The organism is Micromonospora deserti, from assembly GCF_003236335.1.
Lineage (GTDB): Bacteria > Actinomycetota > Actinomycetes > Mycobacteriales > Micromonosporaceae > Micromonospora > Micromonospora deserti.
Genome location: NZ_POUB01000103.1, coordinates 1 through 19,324, shown reverse-complemented (window position 1 = coordinate 19,324; position 19,324 = coordinate 1). Strand labels below are relative to the sequence as shown.

Below are 19,324 nucleotides of genomic sequence, written 5' to 3'. Positions count from 1 at the left end.
GGTGTGGGTTAGGGGGTGGTCAGGGTGAGGGTCTCCTTGGTGTCCGCCAGGTCTACGTGGACGGTGTCGCCGTCGCGGATGGTGCCGCTGAGCAGGGCTTTGGCGAGTTGGTCGCCGATCGCGGACTGGACCAGGCGGCGCAGCGGGCGGGCACCGTAGATCGGGTCGTACCCGTGCTCGGCGAGCCAGCCACGGGCGGCATCGGTGATCTCCAGGCCGAGCCGGCGGTCGGCGAGTCGCCTGCGCATCCGGTTCAGCTGGATGTCCACGATGGCCCGCAGGTCCTCACCCTGTAGGGCGGCGAAGACCACGATGTCGTCGAGGCGGTTGAGGAACTCCGGCTTGAAGTGCGACCGGACCACCGCCAGGACGCCCTCGCGGCGCTGCTCCTCGGCCAGCGTCAGGTCGCCGATCACCGACGACCCGAGGTTGGAGGTGAGGATCAGGATCGCGTTGCGGAAGTCCACCGTGCGGCCCTGGCCGTCGGTGAGCCGGCCGTCGTCGAGCACCTGGAGCAGGAGGTCGAAGACGTCCGGGTGGGCCTTCTCCACCTCGTCCAGCAGGATCACCGAGTACGGCCGGCGGCGCACCGCCTCGGTGAGCTGGCCGCCCTCCTCGTAGCCGACGTAGCCGGGCGGGGCACCGACCAGGCGGGCGACGGAGTGCTTCTCGCCGTACTCACTCATGTCGATGCGCACCATGGCCCGCTCGTCGTCGAAGAGGAACTCGGCGAGCGCCTTGGCCAGCTCGGTCTTGCCGACACCGGTCGGGCCGAGGAAGAGGAAGCTGCCGGTGGGGCGGTCCGGGTCGGCGACGCCGGCCCGGGCCCGGCGGACCGCGTCGGAGACGGAGGTGACCGCCTCGGTCTGGCCGACCACCCGGGAGGCCAGCGTCTCCTCCATCCGGAGCAGCTTGGCGGTCTCGCCTTCGAGCAGCCGGCCGGCGGGGATGCCGGTCCAGGAGGCGACCACGGCGGCGATGTCGTCCGCGCCGACCTCCTCCTTGAGCATGGCGCCGTCGGCCTGCAGGCGGGCCAGCTCCTCCTCGGCCCTGGCCAGCTCGGCCTTCAGGGCGGGGATCCGGCCGTACCGCAGCTCCGCGGCGCGTTCCAGCTCGCCGTCCCGCTCGGCGCGCTCGGCTTCGCCGCTGAGACGCTCCAGCTCCTCCTTGGCCGTGGAGAGCTTGGTGATGTGGTCCTTTTCCAGCTTCCAACGCTCCGACAGCGCGGTGAGCTGCTCGCGCTTGTCGGCCAGCTCCCTGCGCAGCCGCTCCAGCCGCTCGGCGGAGGCGGCGTCCGGCTCCTTGGCCAGCGCCATCTCCTCGATCTCCAGCCGGCGGACCGCCCGCTCGATCTCGTCCACCTCGACCGGGCGGGAGTCGATCTCCATCCGGAGCCGGGAGGCGGACTCGTCGACCAGGTCGATCGCCTTGTCGGGCAGGAACCGGTCGGTGATGTAGCGGTCGGAGAGGGCGGCGGCGGCGACCAGTGCGGCGTCGGTGATCCGTACGCCGTGGTGCACCTCGTAGCGCTCCTTGAGCCCGCGCAGGATGCCGATGGTGTCCTCGATGGTCGGCTCGCCGACCAGCACCGGCTGGAAGCGCCGCTCCAGCGCCGGGTCCTTCTCGATGTGTTCGCGGTACTCGTCCAGGGTGGTCGCGCCGACCATCCGCAGCTCACCGCGGGCGAGCATCGGCTTGAGCATGTTGCCGGCGTCCATCGAGCCCTCGCCCTTGCCGGCGCCGACCACGGTGTGCAGCTCGTCGAGGAAGGTGATGACCTGGCCGTTGGAGTTCTTGATCTCCTCCAGGACGGACTTCAGCCGCTCCTCGAACTGCCCCCGGTACGACGCGCCGGCGACCATCGCGCCGAGGTCGAGCGAGACCAGCTTCTTGTCCCGCAGCGACTCGGGCACGTCACCGGCGACGATCCGCTGGGCCAGTCCCTCGACGATCGCGGTCTTGCCGACGCCCGGCTCGCCGATGAGCACCGGGTTGTTCTTCGTCCGCCGGGACAGCACCTGGATCACCCGGCGGATCTCCGAGTCCCGGCCGATCACCGGGTCGATCCTGCCCTCCCGGGCGCTGTCGGTCAGGTCGACGCCGTACTTGGCCAGGGCCTGGTAGGTCTGCTCCGGGTCGGCGGTGGTGACCCGCCGGTCCCCGCCGCGTACCGACGGGAAGGCGGCCACCAGGTTCTCCTCGGTGGCGCCGGCGGACTTCAGCGCGCTCGACACCGTGCCGCCCACCCGGGCCAGGCCGGCGAGCAGGTGCTCGGTGGAGGTGTACTCGTCGCCCAGCGGGCGGGCGATCTGCTCGGCGGCACCGATCGCGTTGACGAACTCGCGGGCGAGGGTGGGTTCGGCGATGCTGGAGCCGCGCGCGGCGGGCAGGGCGTCGACCGAGCGCTGGGCGACCCGGCGCAGTTCGGCGGGGTCGGCCCCGACGGCACGCAGCAGGCCGGCGGCGGTCGAGCCCTCGGTGTCCAGCAGCGACAGCAGCAGGTGCCAGGGCTCCACGGTGGCGTGGCCACGCTGGTTCGCCAGCGCGACGGCACCGGTGATGGTTTCGCGGCTCTTGGTGGTGAGACGTTCCGTGTTCATGGGCTCCCCTGGATCGGCGTGTCCACTGCTAGCGACACAACCAGAGTTGAGTCTATTCCGCTCAACCCTACAGGTGTGAACTGAGTCACTCGGCGGGGTCTGCATCGACCTCGACCGAACTCACGGCATCCGGTGTCCCGCTCCGCGCGGCAGTCGCGGGGTGCAGGGCGTCTCGTGGTCGGCCCGCAGCACGCACCGCCGGCCGCCGTCGAGCTTGCGGTCGCAGCAGTACCAGGTGCTCGCAGACGAACTGCGGAACAAGATTGAGTCCGGCGAGTGGCCGCCCGGCACGAAGCTGCCCAGTAGGTCGCAGCTGTGCAGGGAATACGGCGTGTCGGACACCATCGTCGGCAAGGCGATGATGATTCTCCGGGCGACCGGTCTGACCGAGACACTCGAAGGCGTCGGCGTGTTCGTGGCGGAGAAGCCGTAGACGATGGTGGGCCCCTGGAGGGTCGATTGATACCAAGATCTGCACGTCGGCGGTGAGCGGTAGCCTTGGCAGGGTGCGCGTACGTGTCGAACAGACCGCTCTGCCGGGCATCGGCGTCCGTCACGACCTGATGACGGAGTCTGGGCGCCGGCTGGGCGTGGTCTCCCACCGCAACGGTCGGCGTGATCTCGTCCTCTACGATCCGGACGATCCCGACTCCTGCCAGGCTGACATTCCGCTGACCGACGACGAGGCGGAGGCGCTGGCCGACATCCTCGGCGCGTCGCTGATGCTTGGCCAGCTCTCCGGGCTGCGCGAGCAGGCCGCCGGGCTGCTGACCGAGCAGATCGCCATCACTGCCGGCTCGAAGTACGTCGGCCGGAAGCTCGGCGACACGAAGGCACGTACCCGCACGGGCGCCTCGATCGTGGCGGTGCTGCGTCACGGCGAGGTGATCGTCTCGCCGGATCCCTCCTTCCGCTTCGCCGCCGGTGACGTGGTGGTCGTGGTCGGGACCCGTCAGGGTCTCGACGGAGTGACCGCCATCCTCGCCGACAGTGACCCGGACGGCTGAGACCCGGATGCACGAGACGACAACTCTGCTCATCGAAGTCGGCGCGCTGCTGTTCCTGCTCGGCCTCCTCGGCCGGCTCAGCCGCCGGATCGGCCTCTCACCCATCCCGCTCTACCTGCTCGCCGGCCTGGCGTTCGGGCACGGCGGCCTGCTGCCGCTCAACGCCAGCGAGGAGTTCTTCGCCGTCGGTGCCGAGATCGGCGTGATCCTGCTGCTGGTGATGCTCGGCCTGGAATACTCGGCCGGCGAACTCGTCGGCAACCTGCGCGCCGCGGCGCCCGCCGGGCTGATCGACGGGCTGCTCAACGCGCTGCCTGGGGCGGCCTTCGCCATGCTGCTCGGCTGGGGCTGGGTCGCCGCGCTGGTGCTCGCCGGCATCACCTGGGTCTCCTCGTCCGGCGTGATCGCCAAGGTGCTCGGCGACCTGGGCCGGCTCGGTAACCGGGAGACCCCGGTCGTCCTGTCGGTCCTGGTGATCGAGGACCTGGCCATGGCGTTCTACCTGCCGCTGGTCACGGCGGTGCTGGCCGGCACCGGCCTGCTCGGCGGCGGGATCGCGCTCGCCGTCGCGGTCGGCACCGTGCTGCTGGTCCTGATGGTGGCCATCCGGTACGGCAACGTCATCTCCACCGCCATGTCGGCGAAGGACCCGGAGGCGCTGCTGCTCGGGGTGCTCGGGGCGACCCTGCTGATCGCCGGCCTCGCGGCCAAGCTCCAGGTGTCGGCGGCGGTCGGCGCGTTCCTGGTCGGCATCGCGATCTCCGGCCCGGTGGCGCACCACGCGACCCAGCTGCTCACCCCACTGCGGGACCTCTTCGCGGCCGTGTTCTTCGTCTTCTTCGGCCTGGTCACCGACCCGCGCGACATTCCCCCGGTGCTCCTGCCGGCGCTCGCGCTGGCCGTGGTCACCATGGCGACGAAGACCCTCACCGGTTACCTGGCCGCGCGCCGCGCCGGCATCGCCGAACCCGGTCGCTGGCGGGCCGGTCTGGCGCTGGTGCCGCGCGGTGAGTTCTCCATCGTCATCGCGGGGCTCGCGGTGGCCGCCGGCAGCGTCGAGCCGGAGCTGGCGGCGCTCGCCACGGCGTACGTGCTGATCACGGTGGTGACCGGGCCGATGCTGGCGAGAATGCCGGACTTCGACTGGTTCAAGGGCTGGCTGCGCCGCCGGGCGGCGATCCAGCGGGCGCAGCCGGCACCCGTGCCGGACTGACCGCCGTCGCTGTCCGGGGCCCGGTCGACCGTACGGTCGGCCAGGTCGTGGGCCAACGGTTGCCGAATTGCTGCCGCCAGGGTCTACCGCTGGTCACCGATACCGCGTTACCGTGTCGCCCCAGCAGGCAGGGCTCGCGGATGGCCGGCGCCTCCGCGGCGGATTCGGAAGGTTGGCCGGTGAGCGTGCAGGAGTCGACGTTCCACGGCTTCGCCAATCCCGTCGATCCGACGCCGGCGGAGTTGCGGGCCTGGGCCTACCAGCCCGACTCGGTGCCGTTGACCTCCATGCCGCCGGACTGGGATCTGCTGGTCTCCGGCGACCGGCTGGTGACGACGCTCTTCGACCTGGCGATGGACCCGGCCTGCCCGGCCCGCCGCTTCGCGCTGCACTGCCTCTACATCTACGCCGCCGACGGCATCCGGACGAACTTCCGCGCCCACCCGAAGCGGCGGTTCCGGAAGCTGGTTGAGCAGGCCGAGAAGACCGGCGACGACCTGATGCGCACGTGGGCGCACAACAGCCGGGTGCTGCTGGCCCGGCCCGAGCTCTTCGTCTACCGCGAGTGGTGCGAGGGCGGCCTGGTCCGGGAAAACCGCCGCATCGGCTGACCCGGCCGCGCCTCCGGCCCGCCCACCTGGTACGACATGCGGGCCGGGACCCCCCGTGGGTCCCGGCCCGCATGTCGGCGTACCGGCCAGGTCGACCGGTCAGCCCCGCTTCCAGTGGCGCGCGTCGTCCCGCCCCTTGTCGATGCCGTGATCGACCTGGTCGGCGAACCGCCCCTCCTTGACCCTGTCCGCGAAACGGCTCGCGATCTTGTCGAACCCCTCCCGGACGTTCTCGGCCACCTTCTCGAGCCGCTCCTCCGCCTGCTCGGCCGCCTTCTTCACCGGTTCGGCCATCGCCCCCCCCTAGCGCCCGCGATAGGTCCGGATTGAGCGGCTATCGCGTCAATTGCCACAGTAACGGAGCCGGCCCGGTCCGCGCCGGGGAACCGGCGGGCGGACCGGGCCGGGAGACGGCCTCCGGCGTACGGGTCAGCGCTCGGTGTTCCGGCGGGGCCGCCAGACCACCAGGGCGGTGGAGGTGCGGTTGGTGGGGACCAGGTCGCGGCCGGGGAAGGGGGCCAGTGACTCCAGTTCCGCGATCCGGCGGTACGCGGCGTCCAGTTCCGCCTCCAGCCGGGCCACCCGCTGCTGCGCCTGCTCCAGCAGCCGCTCCAGGCCGATGATCCGCTTGACGCCGGCCAGGTTGATCCCGTCGTCCTGGCTGAGCCGCTGCACCTCGCGCAGCAGCACCACGTCCCGGACGCTGTACCGGCGGCCGCCACCGGCCGCCCGGCCGGCCTGCACCAGGCCCAACCGGTCGTACTGGCGCAGGGTCTGCGGGTGCATCCCCGCCATCCGCGCCGCCACCGAGATCATCAGCACCTTGGCCTCGTAGGCAGGGTGGTCCGAGCCGACGAACTCGTCCGACATCCCACTCACCTCCGCGTGCACTCCACCGGCTAACTGAACCGACGCACCCGTGCGTCGAGATGTTCCCGGGCGGCCGGCGGAGTCTGCTCGGCGAAGATCTCCAACGCCTTGCGCGCCTCGTCCGACACCCGAGCGGGCACCACCACGTCGAGGGTCACCAGCAGGTCACCCGCCCGCCCGTCGCGGCGGACCACCCCCTTGCCCCGGGCCCGCAGGATCCGGCCACTCGGCGTACCCGGCGGCACCCGCAGGGTCACCGCGCCGTCGAGCGTGGGTACCCGCAGATCGGTCCCAAGCACCGCCTCCGTGAACGTGATCGGCACAGTCAGGGTCAGGTCGTCACCGGTGCGCCCGAACAGCTCGTCCGGCCGCACCTTGACGTGCACGTACAGGTCGCCCGCCGGACCGCCCCGCTCGCCGGGCTCGCCCCGCCCGGGCAGCCGGATCCGCTGGCCGTCAGCCACCCCGGCGGGAAACCGGACGTTCAGCGTGCGGGTCTTGGTGACCCCGCCCGTGCCCAGGCACTCCGGGCACTTCTCCTCGACGATCGTGCCTACGCCCTGACAGTTGCGGCACGGCTCGGAGAAGCTGAACGACCCCTGGTTGCGGGTGGTCATCCCGGCCCCGTGGCACACCGGGCAGGTGCGTGGCTCGGTGCCGGGCTTGGCGCCGCTGCCGTGGCAGGTGTCGCAGACCCCGGGGGCGCGCAGCGTCAGCGGCAGGGTCACGCCGCGGACCGCGTCGCCGAAGTCGAGCGCCACCTCCGCCTCGACGTCCCGGCCGCGCGCCGGGCCACGGGGCGCGGCGGCACCGCCGCCACCACCCGAGAAGATCGAACTGAACAGGTCCTGGAAGCCGGCGCCGCCGAAGCGCCGCTCCCCGCCGGCAGCCGCGCCGCCGAACAGGTCGGAGACGTCGAACGGCATGCCGCCGGGCTGGCCGGCGCCACGGGCGTTGCGCCGGAACGCGCCCGAGCCGAAGAGGGAGCGCATCTCGTCGTACTCGCGGCGTTTGGCGTCGTCGCCGAGCACCGCGTACGCCTCGGAGACCGCCTTGAAGCGCTCCTCGGCCTTCGGGTCGCCGGGGTTGTGGTCCGGGTGCGAATCCCGCGCCAGCTTCCGGTACGCCTTCTTGATCTCGTCAGCGGAGGCGGCCTTCTGCACGCCCAGTACGGCGTAGTAGTCCTTCTCGATCCAGTCCTTGGAACTCACCGGTCCACCCCCTTCCCCACCTGCTCCGGCCGTCCCGCCCGCCGGTGTTCGGCGGGCGGGACGCTCCGGTCACTGGTTCGCACCACTTACTCGGGGTCGGCGACCGCGACCAGCGCCGGCCGCAGCAGCCGCTCGCCGATCTGGTAGCCCCGACGCATCACCTGTACGCAGGTGGGCTCGGTGACCTCGGCCGAGGTCTGGTGCGCCACCGCCTCGTGCCGGGTCGGGTCGAACGGGTCACCCTGCTCGCCGAACGGGGTCAGCCCGAACTTGCCGAGCGCGGTGGTGAGCTGCTCGGCCACCGTGCCGAACGGGCCCACCAGGTCGCCGTGCTCGCGGGCCCGGTCCAGGTCGTCGAGGATCGGCAGCAGCGCGGCGAGCACCGCGCCGGTCGCCTGCTCGGTGACCAGACCCCGGTCCCGGTCCACCCGCTTGCGGTAGTTGGCGTACTCCGCCGACACCCGCTGCAGGTCCCGGGTCCGCTCGTCGAGCTCGGCGCGCAGCGCCTCCAGCTCCGCGCCGAGCGGGGCACTGCCGTCCGCCGGCTGCGCCGGCGCGTCCACCACCGGCGGGCCGGCCGACGCCGGAGTCTCCGCCGTGCCGGCCTCGACCTCGATCTCGTCGACGACGACCTCGGCCTCCTCGACCAGCCCTTCGGCCGGAACGTCCGACCCGGCGTCGGCGGCGGTCGCGGCCGGCTCGCCGCTCTCCTTGATCTTGCGGTTGTTGCGGATGACGACCCGCGGCCCGTCGCCGGCCTGCTCGGCGGGCGCGGAGCCACCCGGCGCCGACCCGGTGGCGGCCGGGTCGGCGGCTCGTGGCTTCTCCGTCATGCGGTTACCCCATCCCTCTGCCTGGAGCTCGTCTCGCCGGGCACAAGGTCACTTCTTGTCCTCGTCCACGATCTCCGCGTCGACCACGTCGTCGGCGCCACCGGCCTGCGGGCCGCCGGCCTGCGCGCCACCGGTCGCACCGGCACCCGCACCGGCCTCGCCCGGCTGCTGCTCGGACTGCTGCGCGTAGAGCAGCGAACCGGCCTGCTGGGAGACCTGCGCCAGCCGCTCGTGCGCCGACTTGATCTTCTCGATGTCCTGACCACCGAGCGCGCCACGCAGCTCGCCGAGCGCCTCGTTGATCTGGTCACGGGACTCCGACGGGAGCTTGTCGCCACTCTCGGCCAGGAACTTCTCGGTCTGCCACTGCAGCGCCTCGGCCAGGTTGCGGGTCTCGGCCTCCTCGCGGCGGCGCTTGTCGTCCTCGGCGTGCTCCTCCGCGTCCCGGCGCATCCGCTCGATGTCATCCTTCGGCAGCGAGGAGCCGCCGGTGATCGTCATCTTCTGCTCCTTGCCGGTGCCCAGGTCCTTCGCGTGGACGTTCACGATGCCGTTCGCGTCGATGTCGAAGGTGACCTCGATCTGCGGGACGCCGCGGGGCGCCGGCGGGAGGCCGGTCAGCTCGAAGGTGCCGAGCTTCTTGTTGTAGGCCGCGATCTCGCGCTCGCCCTGGAACACCTGGATCAGCACCGACGGCTGGTTGTCGTCCGCCGTGGTGAAGACCTCGGAGCGCTTGGTCGGGATGGTGGTGTTGCGCTCGATCAGCTTGGTGAAGATGCCGCCCTTGGTCTCGATGCCCAGGCTCAGCGGGGTCACGTCGAGCAGCAGGACGTCCTTGACCTCGCCCTTGAGCACGCCGGCCTGCAGGGCGGCGCCGACGGCGACGACCTCGTCCGGGTTGACGCCCTTGTTGGGCTCCTTGCCGGTGAGCTGCTTGACCAGCTCGGTCACGGCCGGCATCCGGGTCGAGCCACCGACCAGGATCACGTGGTCGACGTCGGAGACCTTGATCCCGGCGTCCTTCACGGCCTGCTCGAACGGGCCCTTGCAGCGGTCGAGCAGGTCCTGCGTCATCCGCTGAAACTCGGCGCGGCTGAGGGTCACGTCCAGGTGCAGCGGGCCGGCGGCGCCGGCGGTGATGTACGGCAGGTTGATGTTGGTGGTGGTGGCGGCGGACAGCTCGATCTTGGCCTTCTCGGCCGCCTCGCGGAGCCGCTGGAGGGCCATCTTGTCCTGCGACAGGTCGATGCCGTGCTCGCCACGGAAGGTCTTCACCAGGTGGTCGATGACGCGCTGGTCCCAGTCGTCGCCACCGAGGTGGTTGTCACCGCTGGTCGACTTGACCTCGATGACGCCCTCGGCCAGCTCCAGCAGCGACACGTCGAAGGTGCCGCCGCCGAGGTCGAAGACCAGGACGGTCTGCTCCTTGGAGCCCTTGTCCAGCCCGTACGCCAGGGCGGCCGCGGTCGGCTCGTTGACGATCCGCAGCACGTTGAAGCCGGCGATCTCACCGGCCTCCTTGGTGGCCTGGCGCTGACCGTCGTTGAAGTAGGCCGGGACGGTGATCACCGCGTCGGTGATCTGCTCGCCCAGGTACGCCTCGGCGTCGCGCTTGAGCTTCATCAGCGTGCGGGCCGAGATCTCCTGCGGGGTGTACTTCTTGCCGTCGATGTCGACGGACCAGTTGGTGCCGATCTCCCGCTTGACCGAGCGGATCGTCCGGTCCGGGTTGGTCACCGCCTGGCGCTTGGCGACCTCACCGACGAGCACCTCGCCGTTGCGGGCGAACGCGACGATCGACGGGGTCGTCCGCGAGCCCTCCGCGTTGGCGATGACGGTGGGCTCACCGCCCTCCAGGACGCTGACGCAGGAGTTCGTCGTGCCGAGGTCGATACCGACCGCACGTGCCATCTTCGCTTCCTCGCTTCGTAACGTTGAGCAGGTGACGGGCGGCCGCTGAGCTGGTCAGCGGGCGTGGCCCGCAGGCACCCCACCACAAGTTGAGTGGACTTGGCTCAATAGTGCCACGCCCTCGTCGATCGTCAAGTCGAGGTTGAGCGAACCCGACGCAACCCGCCGATGCTACCGATCGGTTGTCTTCCCTTGCGTCGGTCGGGCACGCTTTAGCGGTGACGACGCACGGCGATCCCGCCACCCAGCCCGGCGCGCCCGCCGTCGCAGCCCGCACCGGCACCACCGACGCCGGGGAGGAACCGCCCGCCACCACCGGGGACGACGGCCTGCCCGCCGCGCTGACCGGCCTGCGGGCCGCGATCGAGGCGGCCCGGTTCCCGCTGGTCCTGCCGTCGGCCGAGCCGGCCCGGCGGGTCGGTGCCGGCCTCACCGACCAGCTCGACGACTACCTGCTGCCCCGGCTGCGCCGGCTCGACGCGCCGCTGCTGGTGGTGGTCGGCGGGTCGACCGGCGCAGGCAAATCGACCCTGGTCAACAGCCTGGTGCAGGCGCGGGTCAGCGCCGCCGGGGTGCTCCGCCCGACCACCCGCTCCCCGGTGCTGGTCTGCAACCCCGCCGACGCCGCCTGGTTCCGCCAGGGCGAGCTGCTGCCCGGCCTCACCCGCACCAACGAGCCCAGCGAGGACCCGCGCACCCTGCACCTGGTCACCGCCCCGGCGCTGCCGGCCGGGCTGGCCTTCCTCGACGCTCCCGACATCGACTCGGTGGTCGACGCCAACCGGGCCCTCGCCAACCAGCTCCTCGCCGCCGCCGACCTCTGGCTCTTCGTCACCACCGCCGCCCGGTACGCCGACGCGGTGCCCTGGGAGCTGCTGCGCAGCGCCCGGGCCCGGGGCGCGGTGATCGCCATGGTGCTGGACCGGGTACCCCCGGAGGCCGCCGACGAGATCGCCGCCCACCTCTCCGAGATGCTCGCCGAGCAGGAACTCGGCTCGGCCCCGCTCTTCGTGCTGCCCGAGACCTGGGTCGACGGGCAGGGGCTGCTCCCCGACCGGGTCACCGCGCCGCTGTCCACCTGGTTCGCCCGGCTGGCCGCCGACGCCGACGCCCGGGCCACCGTGGTCCGGCAGACCCTTGACGGGGCGCTCGCCGCGCTGCACCCCGCGGTCGACGGGCTGGCCGACGCCGCCGACGAGCAGGTGGCCGCCGCCGACGCGCTGGACGAGCGGGTCCGGGCCGCGTACCGGGGGGCGCACCGGACGGTGGAACACGGGCTCGCCGACGGCCGGCTGCTCCGTGGCGAGGTCCTCGCCCGGTGGCAGGAGTTCGTCGGCACCGGCGAGTTCTTCCGCACCCTGGAGGCCCGGATCGGGCGGCTGCGCGACCGGATGGTGGCCGCCGTCACCGGCCGCCCCGCCCCCGCAGCCGAGCTGCGCAGCGCGATCGAGTCCCAGCTGGTGACCCTGCTGCGCGGAGTCGCCGCGGAGGCGGCGGAGCACGCGTACACCGGGTGGAAGGCGCACCCCGCCGGGGCGGCACTGCTCGAACCGGCGCTCGCCCATCCCTCCGCCGACCTGCCCGAGCGGGCCGAGCGGCTGGTCCGCGACTGGCAGCGCGGCGTGTTGGAACTGGTCCGCGCCGAGGGCGGCGACAAGCGCTTCGTGGCCCGCACCGCCGCGTACGCCGTCAACGCCACCGGGCTCGCCGTGATGATCGCCGTGTTCGCCTCGACCGCGTTCATCCCCACCGGGCTGGAGGTGGCCACCGGGGCCGGCACCACGGTCGCCGCGCAGACCGTGCTCCAGGCGATCTTCGGCGACCAGGCGGTGCGTACGCTCGCCACCAGGGCCCGAGCCGACCTGCTGGACCGGGTGCGGGCCCTGCTGGACGCGGAGGCCGCCCGCTACCTGGCCCGCACGGAGGCCGCCCGGCCCCCGGCCGTTTCCGCCGAGGCCCTGCGCCGGGCCGCCGGCCGGGTGGAGATCGCGCGGCACCGCAGCGAACTCACCGACACGGACGCCGCAGCCCTTCCCGGAGCCGGAGGCGGGCAGCGGTGAGCAACGTCGTCGGGCGGATCTGCGAGGCGTTCCGTGGTGAGCAACGGGTGGACGCCGACGGCCTGGTCAACCGGCTGGAGGCGGTCCGCCGGTTCCTCCGCGTGGCCGACGGCCGCCTGCCAGACGCCCAGCTCGTGCCCGCTCACACGCTGGTCGAACGGGCCGGCACCCGGCTGGCGCTCTCCCGCGACCACACCGTGGTCGCCCTCGCCGGCGCCACCGGCAGCGGCAAGTCGAGCCTGTTCAACGCCCTCGCGCGGCTGGAACTCTCGCCGGTCGGGGTGCGCCGCCCCACCACCGGGGTCACGCACGCCTGCGTCTGGGGCCCGCTCGACGGCGGCACCCGGCTGCTCGACTGGATCGGCGTGCTGCCCCGGCACCGGTTCGTCCGGGAGAGCGCGCTGGACGGCGGCGACGAGTCCGCGCTGCACGGGCTGATCCTGCTCGACCTGCCCGACTTCGACTCGGTGCAGCGGACCCACCGGCTGGAGGTGGACCGCCTGCTCGGGCTGGTCGACTTGGTGGTCTGGGTGGTCGACCCGCAGAAGTACGCCGACCGGGTGATCCACACCAGCTACCTGCGCGAGTTCCACCGGCACCGGGACGTCACGCTGGTCGTGCTCAACCAGGCCGACCGGCTGCCGCCGGCCGAGCTGCCCCGGGTGCTGGCCGACCTGCGCCGGCTGCTCGACGCCGACGGGCTGGACGGCGTACCGCTGCTGGCCACCACCGCGATCGAGCCGACCGGCATGGTGGGGCTGCGGGAGGCGCTGGAGCGGGCGGTGGTCGAGCGGCAGGCCGCGCTGCGCCGGCTGCAGGGCGACCTCGACACCGTGGTCGCCGGGCTCGCCGAGCTGGCCGGCACGGCGGAGCCGCCCATCGGGCCGGACGGCACGGCGGTCACCGAACTGAACCGGGCCCTGGCCGGCGCGGCCGGCGTGCCGGCGGTGGCCGAGGCGGTCGAGCAGGCGTACCGGCACCGGGCGGGGGCGGCGACCGGCTGGCCGGTGGTCCGCGGTTGGCGGCGGTTGCGGCCCGACCCGCTACGCCGGCTGCACCTGCCGGGCCCGGCGGGCGCGGGCGACGACCCGGCGGAGAGCCTGGTGGCGGCAACCTCGGTGCCCGACCCCACCGCCGCGCAACGCTCCGCGCTGGGGCTGGCGGTCAGGTCTGTGGCCGACCGGACAGGCGGCGAACTGCCCGCCGCCTGGGGGGCCGCGGTGACCGCTGCCGCGCGGTCCCGCCTCGGTGACCTGCCGGACGCTCTGGACCGGGCGGTCGCCGGCACCGACCTGGGGATGGCCCGCCGGCCGCTGTGGTGGCGTCTCGTCGGTGGGCTCCAGTGGCTGGTGATGCTGGCCGCGCTGGCCGGGCTCGGCTGGCTGGCGCTCGGCTACGCGCTGCGCGCCCTCGGCCTCCCGGCGCTGGACAACCCGACCGTCGGCGAGGTGCCGCTGCCCGCCCTGCTGCTGCTCGGCGGGCTGCTCACCGGCCTGCTGGTCGCCGCGGTCACCAGGCCGGCCGTCCGGTGGGCGGCGCGACGCGCCCGGCGGCGCGCCGAGCAGCGGCTCACCGCCGCGGCCGCCGCGGTCGGGGAGGAGTACGTGCTCGGCCCGGTGCAGACCGTGCTCGCCTCCTACGCCGACGCGCGGGCCGCGCTGCGCGCCGCCGCCGCCCGCTGACCCGTCCCGATGCCCGACGCGCCTGCGTCCCGGCTGTTCCCGCCGCGGCGGCGGCGTAGGGTCGACGCATGGCCACACCGCTGACCCCCTACGACGCGGTCCTGCACGCCGCACGCGACGTGACCAAGCTCGACAACGCCCTCGACGCCGAGATGCTCGGCGCGGCGTTGCTCGGCAGCGTCTACGCGGTCGCCGAGACCGACCGCGAGGCCGCCGTCCGGGAGTTCGTGGCCGGCTTCCTCGCCGCCACCTCCCGCCGCCGCGCGGCCGCGGCGACCACCATCCGCTCGGTCTTCGCCGCGCTGGTGCCCGACGCCGACGGCGCCGCCCGGGTCCGCCCCGGCACCGCCGCCCCGGCGTGGTCCGGCCAGCTCGGCAAGGTCCACCTCACCGGCTGCTGGTCCTACGGCGACGTGTACGGGGACCAGACCTCCTACCTCGCCACCTTCGCGTACGACGATCCGGCCGGTGGGCCGGAGCACGCGCTGGTGGCCCTGGTCGACCACAACATCGGCATCACCAAGGACGTCTTCGTCGGCGGCCCGGCCGCCCGGATCCTCGCGCAGGTTCGGCAGATGTGCGCCGGCGACGAGCTGACCTGGTTCCGGGAGGAGAAGCCGGCCCGGATGCACGGCGAGGTGACCCGGCACCTGGCGGTCACCGACGACCTCGGCGAGCTGCCCGGGGAGGGCTCGCTCGCCACCGACCGGGCCCTGGTCGGGGCCCGGCTGGCGCTGCTGCCCACCGGCGCGGTCGCCGCCCGGGTGGCCGAGCCGCTCACCGCCGCCGAACGTACCGAGCTGGTCCGGCGGTTCCTCGCCGCGCCGGAGGCGGCCCGGTTCGGGCTGGACACCATCGACGGCGGGGAGTTGGCCTCCCTGCACTTCTGCCTCAGCCTGCTGCTGGACCACGCGGCCAGCTTCCCGGACGCCGACGCGACGCGGTGGAGCCCGACCGTGGCCGGGCTGTTCCTGCTCGACTGGGTGCACCGGCGGGCCGTGCTGGACATGGACGACGCCGCGATGCTGCCCCGGGTGCTGCGCGGCTGGGCCGCGTACGGCGCCCGCAAGCGTGGCCTGCCCGAGCAGGCGGCGGCGGAGACCGACGCGGCGATCGAGGAGATGGTGCCCGAGTTCGCCCGCCTCTACAGCACCGGCGAGCGGCGCAGCCCGGCCACCGCCGCGGTGGCGCAGCTGATGGCCGACGGCGTCGACCCCGACGATCCAGCCGCCCTCGACGCCTGGATCGAGGCGAACCGCCACCGCCTCGCCGACGACGGCGCCTGACGGCCCGCTCCGCCCGACCCTCATCGATCACGAGGTTGGCGGCGCCGGTCTCGGCCGCCGCCAACCTCGTGATCACGCTCTGTGCTGGTGCTCAGGGTTCGATCAGGGTGAGCCGGCGGGGGGCGACGCCGACCGTCACCCGCTGCCCCCACCCGAGCGACAGCCGGTCCAACTCCAGGCCGTCGGCGAAGGCCACCAGCCCGTCGGACTCGGCGACCAGCTCCAATGTCGCGCCGCCGGTCAGCTGACCGGACGTCAGGGACACCCCGGTGACCGGGGACGGCCACGCCTCCCGGACGAACCAGCAGAGTGCCTCCTCCGCCGGGGCGGGCGGTCGCGGCGCGCCCGGACGGTCGCGCGCGATGGACGCACACCAGCCGGTCGCCCCCGTACCGCTGCCGATCACCACCCCGGAGGAGGAGTGCCGTTCCCGCCGGTCCCGCCCGCCGTCGCCCACGGTGAGCAGGTAGCGGGCGGACTGGTGGGAGGCGTGCCCGACGTACACCTCGTTGAGGCCGACCAGCTCCTGACCGTCGTCGAGGACGGCGCGGACCATGGTCCGGGCGGCGGCCCGGGCCACGCCCGCCGCGACCGCCGGCAGCAGCTCGGCCAGCGACCCGGCACGGTGCCGGACCAGCACCCCGGCGTTGCGTCCCGGCTCGGGGTCCACCCCGATCACCGGCTGCCCGGCCAGGTACTTGGCGACGTTGGCGACCAGGCCGTCCGGGCCCACCGCGACCACGATGTCCTCGGGTCCGAAGAGGAACCGGGGCAGGTCGGCGCGGTCGACGCTGCCCCGACGCCAGTCCCCCGGCACCGCCGCGCCGACCGCGGTCAGCGCCGCCTGGCCAGCCTCGTGCCGGTCGACCACCTCGGCCAGGTCGCGGCCCCGCTCGCGCAGGTACCAGGCGGCGGCCGCCCGGGTGCCGTGCCGCGCCAGCAGCTCATCCAGCTCGCTGCGCCGGCTCACCACCACGACGCGCGGAGTCAGGGTGCCGCTGGCCACGACGCCGGACCGACCGGCGGTCGCCGCGATCACCCCGACCGCCGGGCCGGACCGGGCCCGATCGACGCCGCCCGGCCGGCCACCCGTTTCCCCGCGGCGCCTCATCGGGCCGGAGCCAGTCGGGCCAGCAGGTCCGACAGCAGGTCGGGGGTGACCGTAAGCTGACCGATCTGCGGCAGCTGGCCGGCGAGGTCGCGGACCGTCAGGGCGCGCAGCACCTCCGGCGGCAGGTCGGCGTACGCGGCGAGCTTCGCCGCCTCGGCCTCCGCCTCGGCGTGGCCGACCGCGCGCACCTGGTCGGCCTTCGCGGCGGCCAGGATCCGCTCCTTCTCGGCCTCGGCGGCGGCCAGCACCCGGGCCCGCTCGGCGGCGGCGGCGTTGGCGACCTTCTCCCGTTCGGCCCTGCCCTGCGCGGCGGCGAGCTCGGCGGCGGCGTCCAGTTCGACCTTGCGCCGTGAGTTCGCCCCGTGCTGCTCGACCAGCTGCTGCTCGCGCCGGGCCAGCTCGATCTTGTTCTGCAGCTCGTTCTCGGCGATCGACCGTTCCTGCTCGACCGCCTGCGCCCGCCGGGCGTACGTGGCCCGGTCGGCCTCCACCTGCACCGCCTCCCGGGTCGGTGTCTGCAACGCGCGCTCCAGTTCGGGCTCCGGACGGATGGCGACCACCCGGGCGCTCATCACCGCGACACCCACGTCGGCGAGCCTCGGCTCGGCCGCCAGCGCGGCGGAGACCGCCTCCCGCACCGGTGCGACGGTGGTCAGCGCCTGCGCCAGTGGCACCCGGGCGAGCAGGTCGAGGGCGGGCTGCTGGGCCAGCTCGGCGAGGAGGGTGGCCACCTGGTCCAGCGGGCGGGATCGGGCCTTGCCAGTGCCCGGGTCGACCGAGAAGTCGAGCCGGTTGGCGGCGAGCGCCGGATCGGCCACCCGGTAGGTCACCGTGGCCTGCACGGTGATGTCGGCGAAGTCGCCGGTGCGGGCGTGGAAGAGCAGGGGCAGCTCCCGGTCGTCCACCGGTACCTCGCTCAGCACCGCGTGGAGCGGCCGGTACCAGAAGGATTGTCCCGTCCCCTCCCGTCGTACCCGGCCCTTCACGTGCAGCCGTACCCAGCTGGTCGGCGTCCCGCGCAGGTGGCGCAGGAAGAACCGCCTGGTCACATCGGCCATGATCCTCGACCTCCCCTTTTCGTCATGAGGACGATAATTGCTCTGATAGGTTGTCGTCAAGGTGGTGATAAAGAGATGGCCGAGTACCCACCCTTCGCGGTGACCGTCGACCTGGTCGTGCTCACCGTCCGGTCCGACGAGCTGGCCGTGCTGCTGGTCCGGCGCGGCGTCGAACCGTACCGGGGGCGGTGGGCGCTGCCCGGCGGCTTCGTCGGCATCGACGAGGATCTGCCCGACGCGGCCGTCCGCGAGCTGACCGAGGAGACCGGCCTCGCCGAACCGGCCGGGCACCTGGAGCAGCTCGCCACGTACGGACGGCCGGGCCGCGACCCGCGTGGCCGGGTGGTCACCGTGGCCTGGCTGGCGCTGCTACCGGACCTGGGCTCCCCGGTCGCCGGCACCGACGCCGCCTCGGCGGACTGGCTGCCGGTCACCCGCCTCGCCCCCGGGCAGCTCGCCTTCGACCACGAGCGGATCCTGACCGACGGGGTGGAACGGGCCCGGGCCAAGGTGGAGTACACCCCGCTCGCCACCGCGTTCTGCCCACCCGAGTTCACCGTGGCGCAGCTACGCGCGGTCTACGAGACCGTCTGGGGCACCCGCCTCGACCCCCGCAACTTCCACCGCAAGGTGACCGGTACTCCCGGCTTCGTGGAGCCAATCGGCCGCTCCACCGAGGGGGAGCGCGGTCGCCCGGCTCAACTGTTCCGCCGTGGCCCCGCCACGCTGCTCCACCCCCCGATGCTCCGCCCGTCCTGACCGCGCTCCGACCCGCTCGCGGCGAGCCTCCGGCACCTGCGGGGGTTGCGGGGTCTGCGGGGTCTGCACCCCGGAGGCACCGTTCACGAGACCCGCGGGCAGCCGCCGCGCCACCGGTGCCACGACCGGACGGAGCAGGAGGTGCTCCTGTCGAGCTGCCCCGTCCATGCGACCGCAGGCATCGCGGGTGTATTCGGGCAGGCGAGCTGCGCGCATCCTCCCGAGCGCCTGGTCAGCGGCGCCGCCCATCCACGGGAGCCCCGACCCGGCCGCCACCCCCACGCGAGCAGCCCCGACAACAGCACCCCCAGGCGAGCAGGCCGGCAAGGCCGCCCATCCACGCGAGCAGCCCGACAGCGGCACTGCCCCATCCATGCGGGCAGCTCGACAGGGCACGCGCAGGATCACCGGCCGGCCCGAAGCCAACCCACCGGCGGCGGACCGCGCCCACCCCACCACCTGCGGCGCCAGGTCAGCGGAGGGTGGCGAAGACGGCAGTCGCGATCAGGCCGCCGAGCAGCCCGCCGGCGAGCACCTGGGCGGGCGTGTGGTCCCGCAGCCGCACCCGGGACCAGCCGACCACCAGCAGCAGCGGCGCGGTGACGAGCAGCCGGACGCCGAAGGTCAGCACCAGGACGACCACCGTACCGGCGGCCACCGCCGAGTGGATCGACATCTTCCACCGGTGGCTCACCGCCACCGCGACCGCCAGGCCGGCCACCCCGGCGGCGGCCAGGGCCAGCACCGGGCGGGGCGCACCGAGCGCGGCGAGCAGGGCGAGCCCGGCGGCGACCGAGCAGAGCCCGATGAGCAGCGGTACGCGGCGCTGCTCGCGGAGACCGACGTGGTGGTCGGTGAGCCGTCCCCGGCGCACCCCACCGACGATGTACGCGAACGGGATCCCGCTGACGAACAGGGTGGCGAGCAATCCCCAGGCCAGCCCGTGCGCACCCCGGGCGCTGTGCCAGGCCACGGCCATCGTGAGCAGGGAGACCAGGACGGCGGGGGCGGTCAGCTCGGTGACCAGCCGGGCGACCCGCAACCCCGGACCCGGACGCGGCGCGGCGCCCGGACCACCGGCCGAGCCGGCACCCCCACCGCCCTTTCCGCTC

Annotated in this window: 17 protein-coding genes; 8 read left to right on the top strand and 9 right to left on the bottom strand. The window is 73.6% G+C overall.

Annotated elements, in window-relative coordinates; all coding sequences use genetic code 11:
* Positions 1 to 8: 8 nt before the first annotated feature.
* Complete coding sequence (gene clpB, locus C1I99_RS16240; protein WP_111135062.1) at positions 9 to 2,600, bottom strand: ATP-dependent chaperone ClpB; 2,592 nt, start codon at positions 2,598 to 2,600, stop codon at positions 9 to 11.
* A gap of 214 nt (positions 2,601 to 2,814) precedes the next feature.
* Here clpB and C1I99_RS16235 point away from each other — a divergent pair, with 214 nt between their 5' ends.
* The 4 genes from C1I99_RS16235 (at position 2,815) to C1I99_RS16220 (ending at position 5,431) form a co-directional block, all read left to right on the top strand.
* Positions 2,815 to 3,033 (top strand): winged helix-turn-helix domain-containing protein, encoded by a 219-nt coding sequence (locus C1I99_RS16235; protein WP_111135061.1) that lies wholly within the window; start codon positions 2,815 to 2,817, stop codon positions 3,031 to 3,033.
* Between the two features lie 73 nt (positions 3,034 to 3,106).
* On the top strand, positions 3,107 to 3,607 hold the full coding sequence (locus tag C1I99_RS16230) for a cation:proton antiporter regulatory subunit (RefSeq protein WP_111135060.1): 501 nt from the start codon (positions 3,107 to 3,109) through the stop codon (positions 3,605 to 3,607).
* A gap of 7 nt (positions 3,608 to 3,614) precedes the next feature.
* Positions 3,615 to 4,820 (top strand): cation:proton antiporter, encoded by a 1,206-nt coding sequence (locus C1I99_RS16225; RefSeq protein ID WP_111135065.1) that lies wholly within the window; start codon positions 3,615 to 3,617, stop codon positions 4,818 to 4,820.
* A gap of 179 nt (positions 4,821 to 4,999) precedes the next feature.
* On the top strand, positions 5,000 to 5,431 hold the full coding sequence (locus C1I99_RS16220) for a hypothetical protein (protein WP_111135064.1): 432 nt from the start codon (positions 5,000 to 5,002) through the stop codon (positions 5,429 to 5,431).
* A 99-nt stretch (positions 5,432 to 5,530) separates the two neighbouring features.
* On the opposite strand, the gene C1I99_RS16215 is transcribed toward C1I99_RS16220, so the two are convergent.
* The 5 genes from C1I99_RS16215 to dnaK all read right to left on the bottom strand — a co-directional run bounded on the left by C1I99_RS16215 (position 5,531) and on the right by dnaK (position 10,256).
* Complete coding sequence (locus C1I99_RS16215; protein ID WP_111135059.1) at positions 5,531 to 5,725, bottom strand: hypothetical protein; 195 nt, start codon at positions 5,723 to 5,725, stop codon at positions 5,531 to 5,533.
* A 135-nt stretch (positions 5,726 to 5,860) separates the two neighbouring features.
* The gene (locus tag C1I99_RS16210) at positions 5,861 to 6,301 is read right to left on the bottom strand and encodes a heat shock protein transcriptional repressor HspR (RefSeq protein WP_111135058.1); all 441 of its coding nucleotides are present in this window, start codon (positions 6,299 to 6,301) and stop codon (positions 5,861 to 5,863) included.
* Between the two features lie 29 nt (positions 6,302 to 6,330).
* Positions 6,331 to 7,512 (bottom strand): molecular chaperone DnaJ, encoded by a 1,182-nt coding sequence (dnaJ, locus tag C1I99_RS16205; RefSeq protein WP_111135057.1) that lies wholly within the window; start codon positions 7,510 to 7,512, stop codon positions 6,331 to 6,333.
* Positions 7,513 to 7,598: 86 nt separating this feature from the next.
* Positions 7,599 to 8,345 carry a nucleotide exchange factor GrpE gene (grpE, locus tag C1I99_RS16200; RefSeq protein WP_111135056.1) on the bottom strand — a complete coding sequence of 249 codons (747 nt, stop codon included), beginning with the start codon at positions 8,343 to 8,345 and terminating at the stop codon, positions 7,599 to 7,601.
* A 48-nt stretch (positions 8,346 to 8,393) separates the two neighbouring features.
* Positions 8,394 to 10,256 carry a molecular chaperone DnaK gene (gene dnaK, locus C1I99_RS16195; RefSeq protein WP_111135055.1) on the bottom strand — a complete coding sequence of 621 codons (1,863 nt, stop codon included), beginning with the start codon at positions 10,254 to 10,256 and terminating at the stop codon, positions 8,394 to 8,396.
* A gap of 218 nt (positions 10,257 to 10,474) precedes the next feature.
* Here dnaK and C1I99_RS16190 point away from each other — a divergent pair, with 218 nt between their 5' ends.
* The 3 genes from C1I99_RS16190 to C1I99_RS16180 all read left to right on the top strand — a co-directional run bounded on the left by C1I99_RS16190 (position 10,475) and on the right by C1I99_RS16180 (position 15,284).
* Positions 10,475 to 12,316 carry an ABC transporter gene (locus tag C1I99_RS16190; RefSeq protein ID WP_111135054.1) on the top strand — a complete coding sequence of 614 codons (1,842 nt, stop codon included), beginning with the start codon at positions 10,475 to 10,477 and terminating at the stop codon, positions 12,314 to 12,316.
* Positions 12,313 to 13,998 (top strand): GTPase, encoded by a 1,686-nt coding sequence (locus tag C1I99_RS16185; protein WP_111135053.1) that lies wholly within the window; start codon positions 12,313 to 12,315, stop codon positions 13,996 to 13,998. The genes C1I99_RS16190 and C1I99_RS16185 overlap by 4 nt, the downstream gene beginning before the upstream one ends.
* Before the next feature lie 68 nt (positions 13,999 to 14,066).
* Positions 14,067 to 15,284 carry a hypothetical protein gene (locus C1I99_RS16180; protein ID WP_111135052.1) on the top strand — a complete coding sequence of 406 codons (1,218 nt, stop codon included), beginning with the start codon at positions 14,067 to 14,069 and terminating at the stop codon, positions 15,282 to 15,284.
* Positions 15,285 to 15,375: 91 nt separating this feature from the next.
* Here C1I99_RS16180 and C1I99_RS16175 read toward each other — a convergent pair whose 3' ends face one another.
* Positions 15,376 to 16,323 (bottom strand): diacylglycerol kinase catalytic domain-containing protein, encoded by a 948-nt coding sequence (locus tag C1I99_RS16175; protein WP_233512533.1) that lies wholly within the window; start codon positions 16,321 to 16,323, stop codon positions 15,376 to 15,378.
* Between the two features lie 68 nt (positions 16,324 to 16,391).
* Entirely contained in the window at positions 16,392 to 17,453 is a 1,062-nt protein-coding gene (locus tag C1I99_RS16170; protein ID WP_111135051.1) for an SPFH domain-containing protein, read from the bottom strand.
* Between the two features lie 75 nt (positions 17,454 to 17,528).
* On the opposite strand from C1I99_RS16170, the gene C1I99_RS16165 reads away from it, so the two are divergent.
* Entirely contained in the window at positions 17,529 to 18,212 is a 684-nt protein-coding gene (locus C1I99_RS16165; protein WP_233512532.1) for an NUDIX hydrolase, read from the top strand.
* A gap of 472 nt (positions 18,213 to 18,684) precedes the next feature.
* On the opposite strand, the gene C1I99_RS16160 is transcribed toward C1I99_RS16165, so the two are convergent.
* Complete coding sequence (locus C1I99_RS16160) at positions 18,685 to 19,254, bottom strand: phosphatase PAP2 family protein (RefSeq protein WP_111135049.1); 570 nt, start codon at positions 19,252 to 19,254, stop codon at positions 18,685 to 18,687.
* Positions 19,255 to 19,324: the final 70 nt, after the last annotated feature.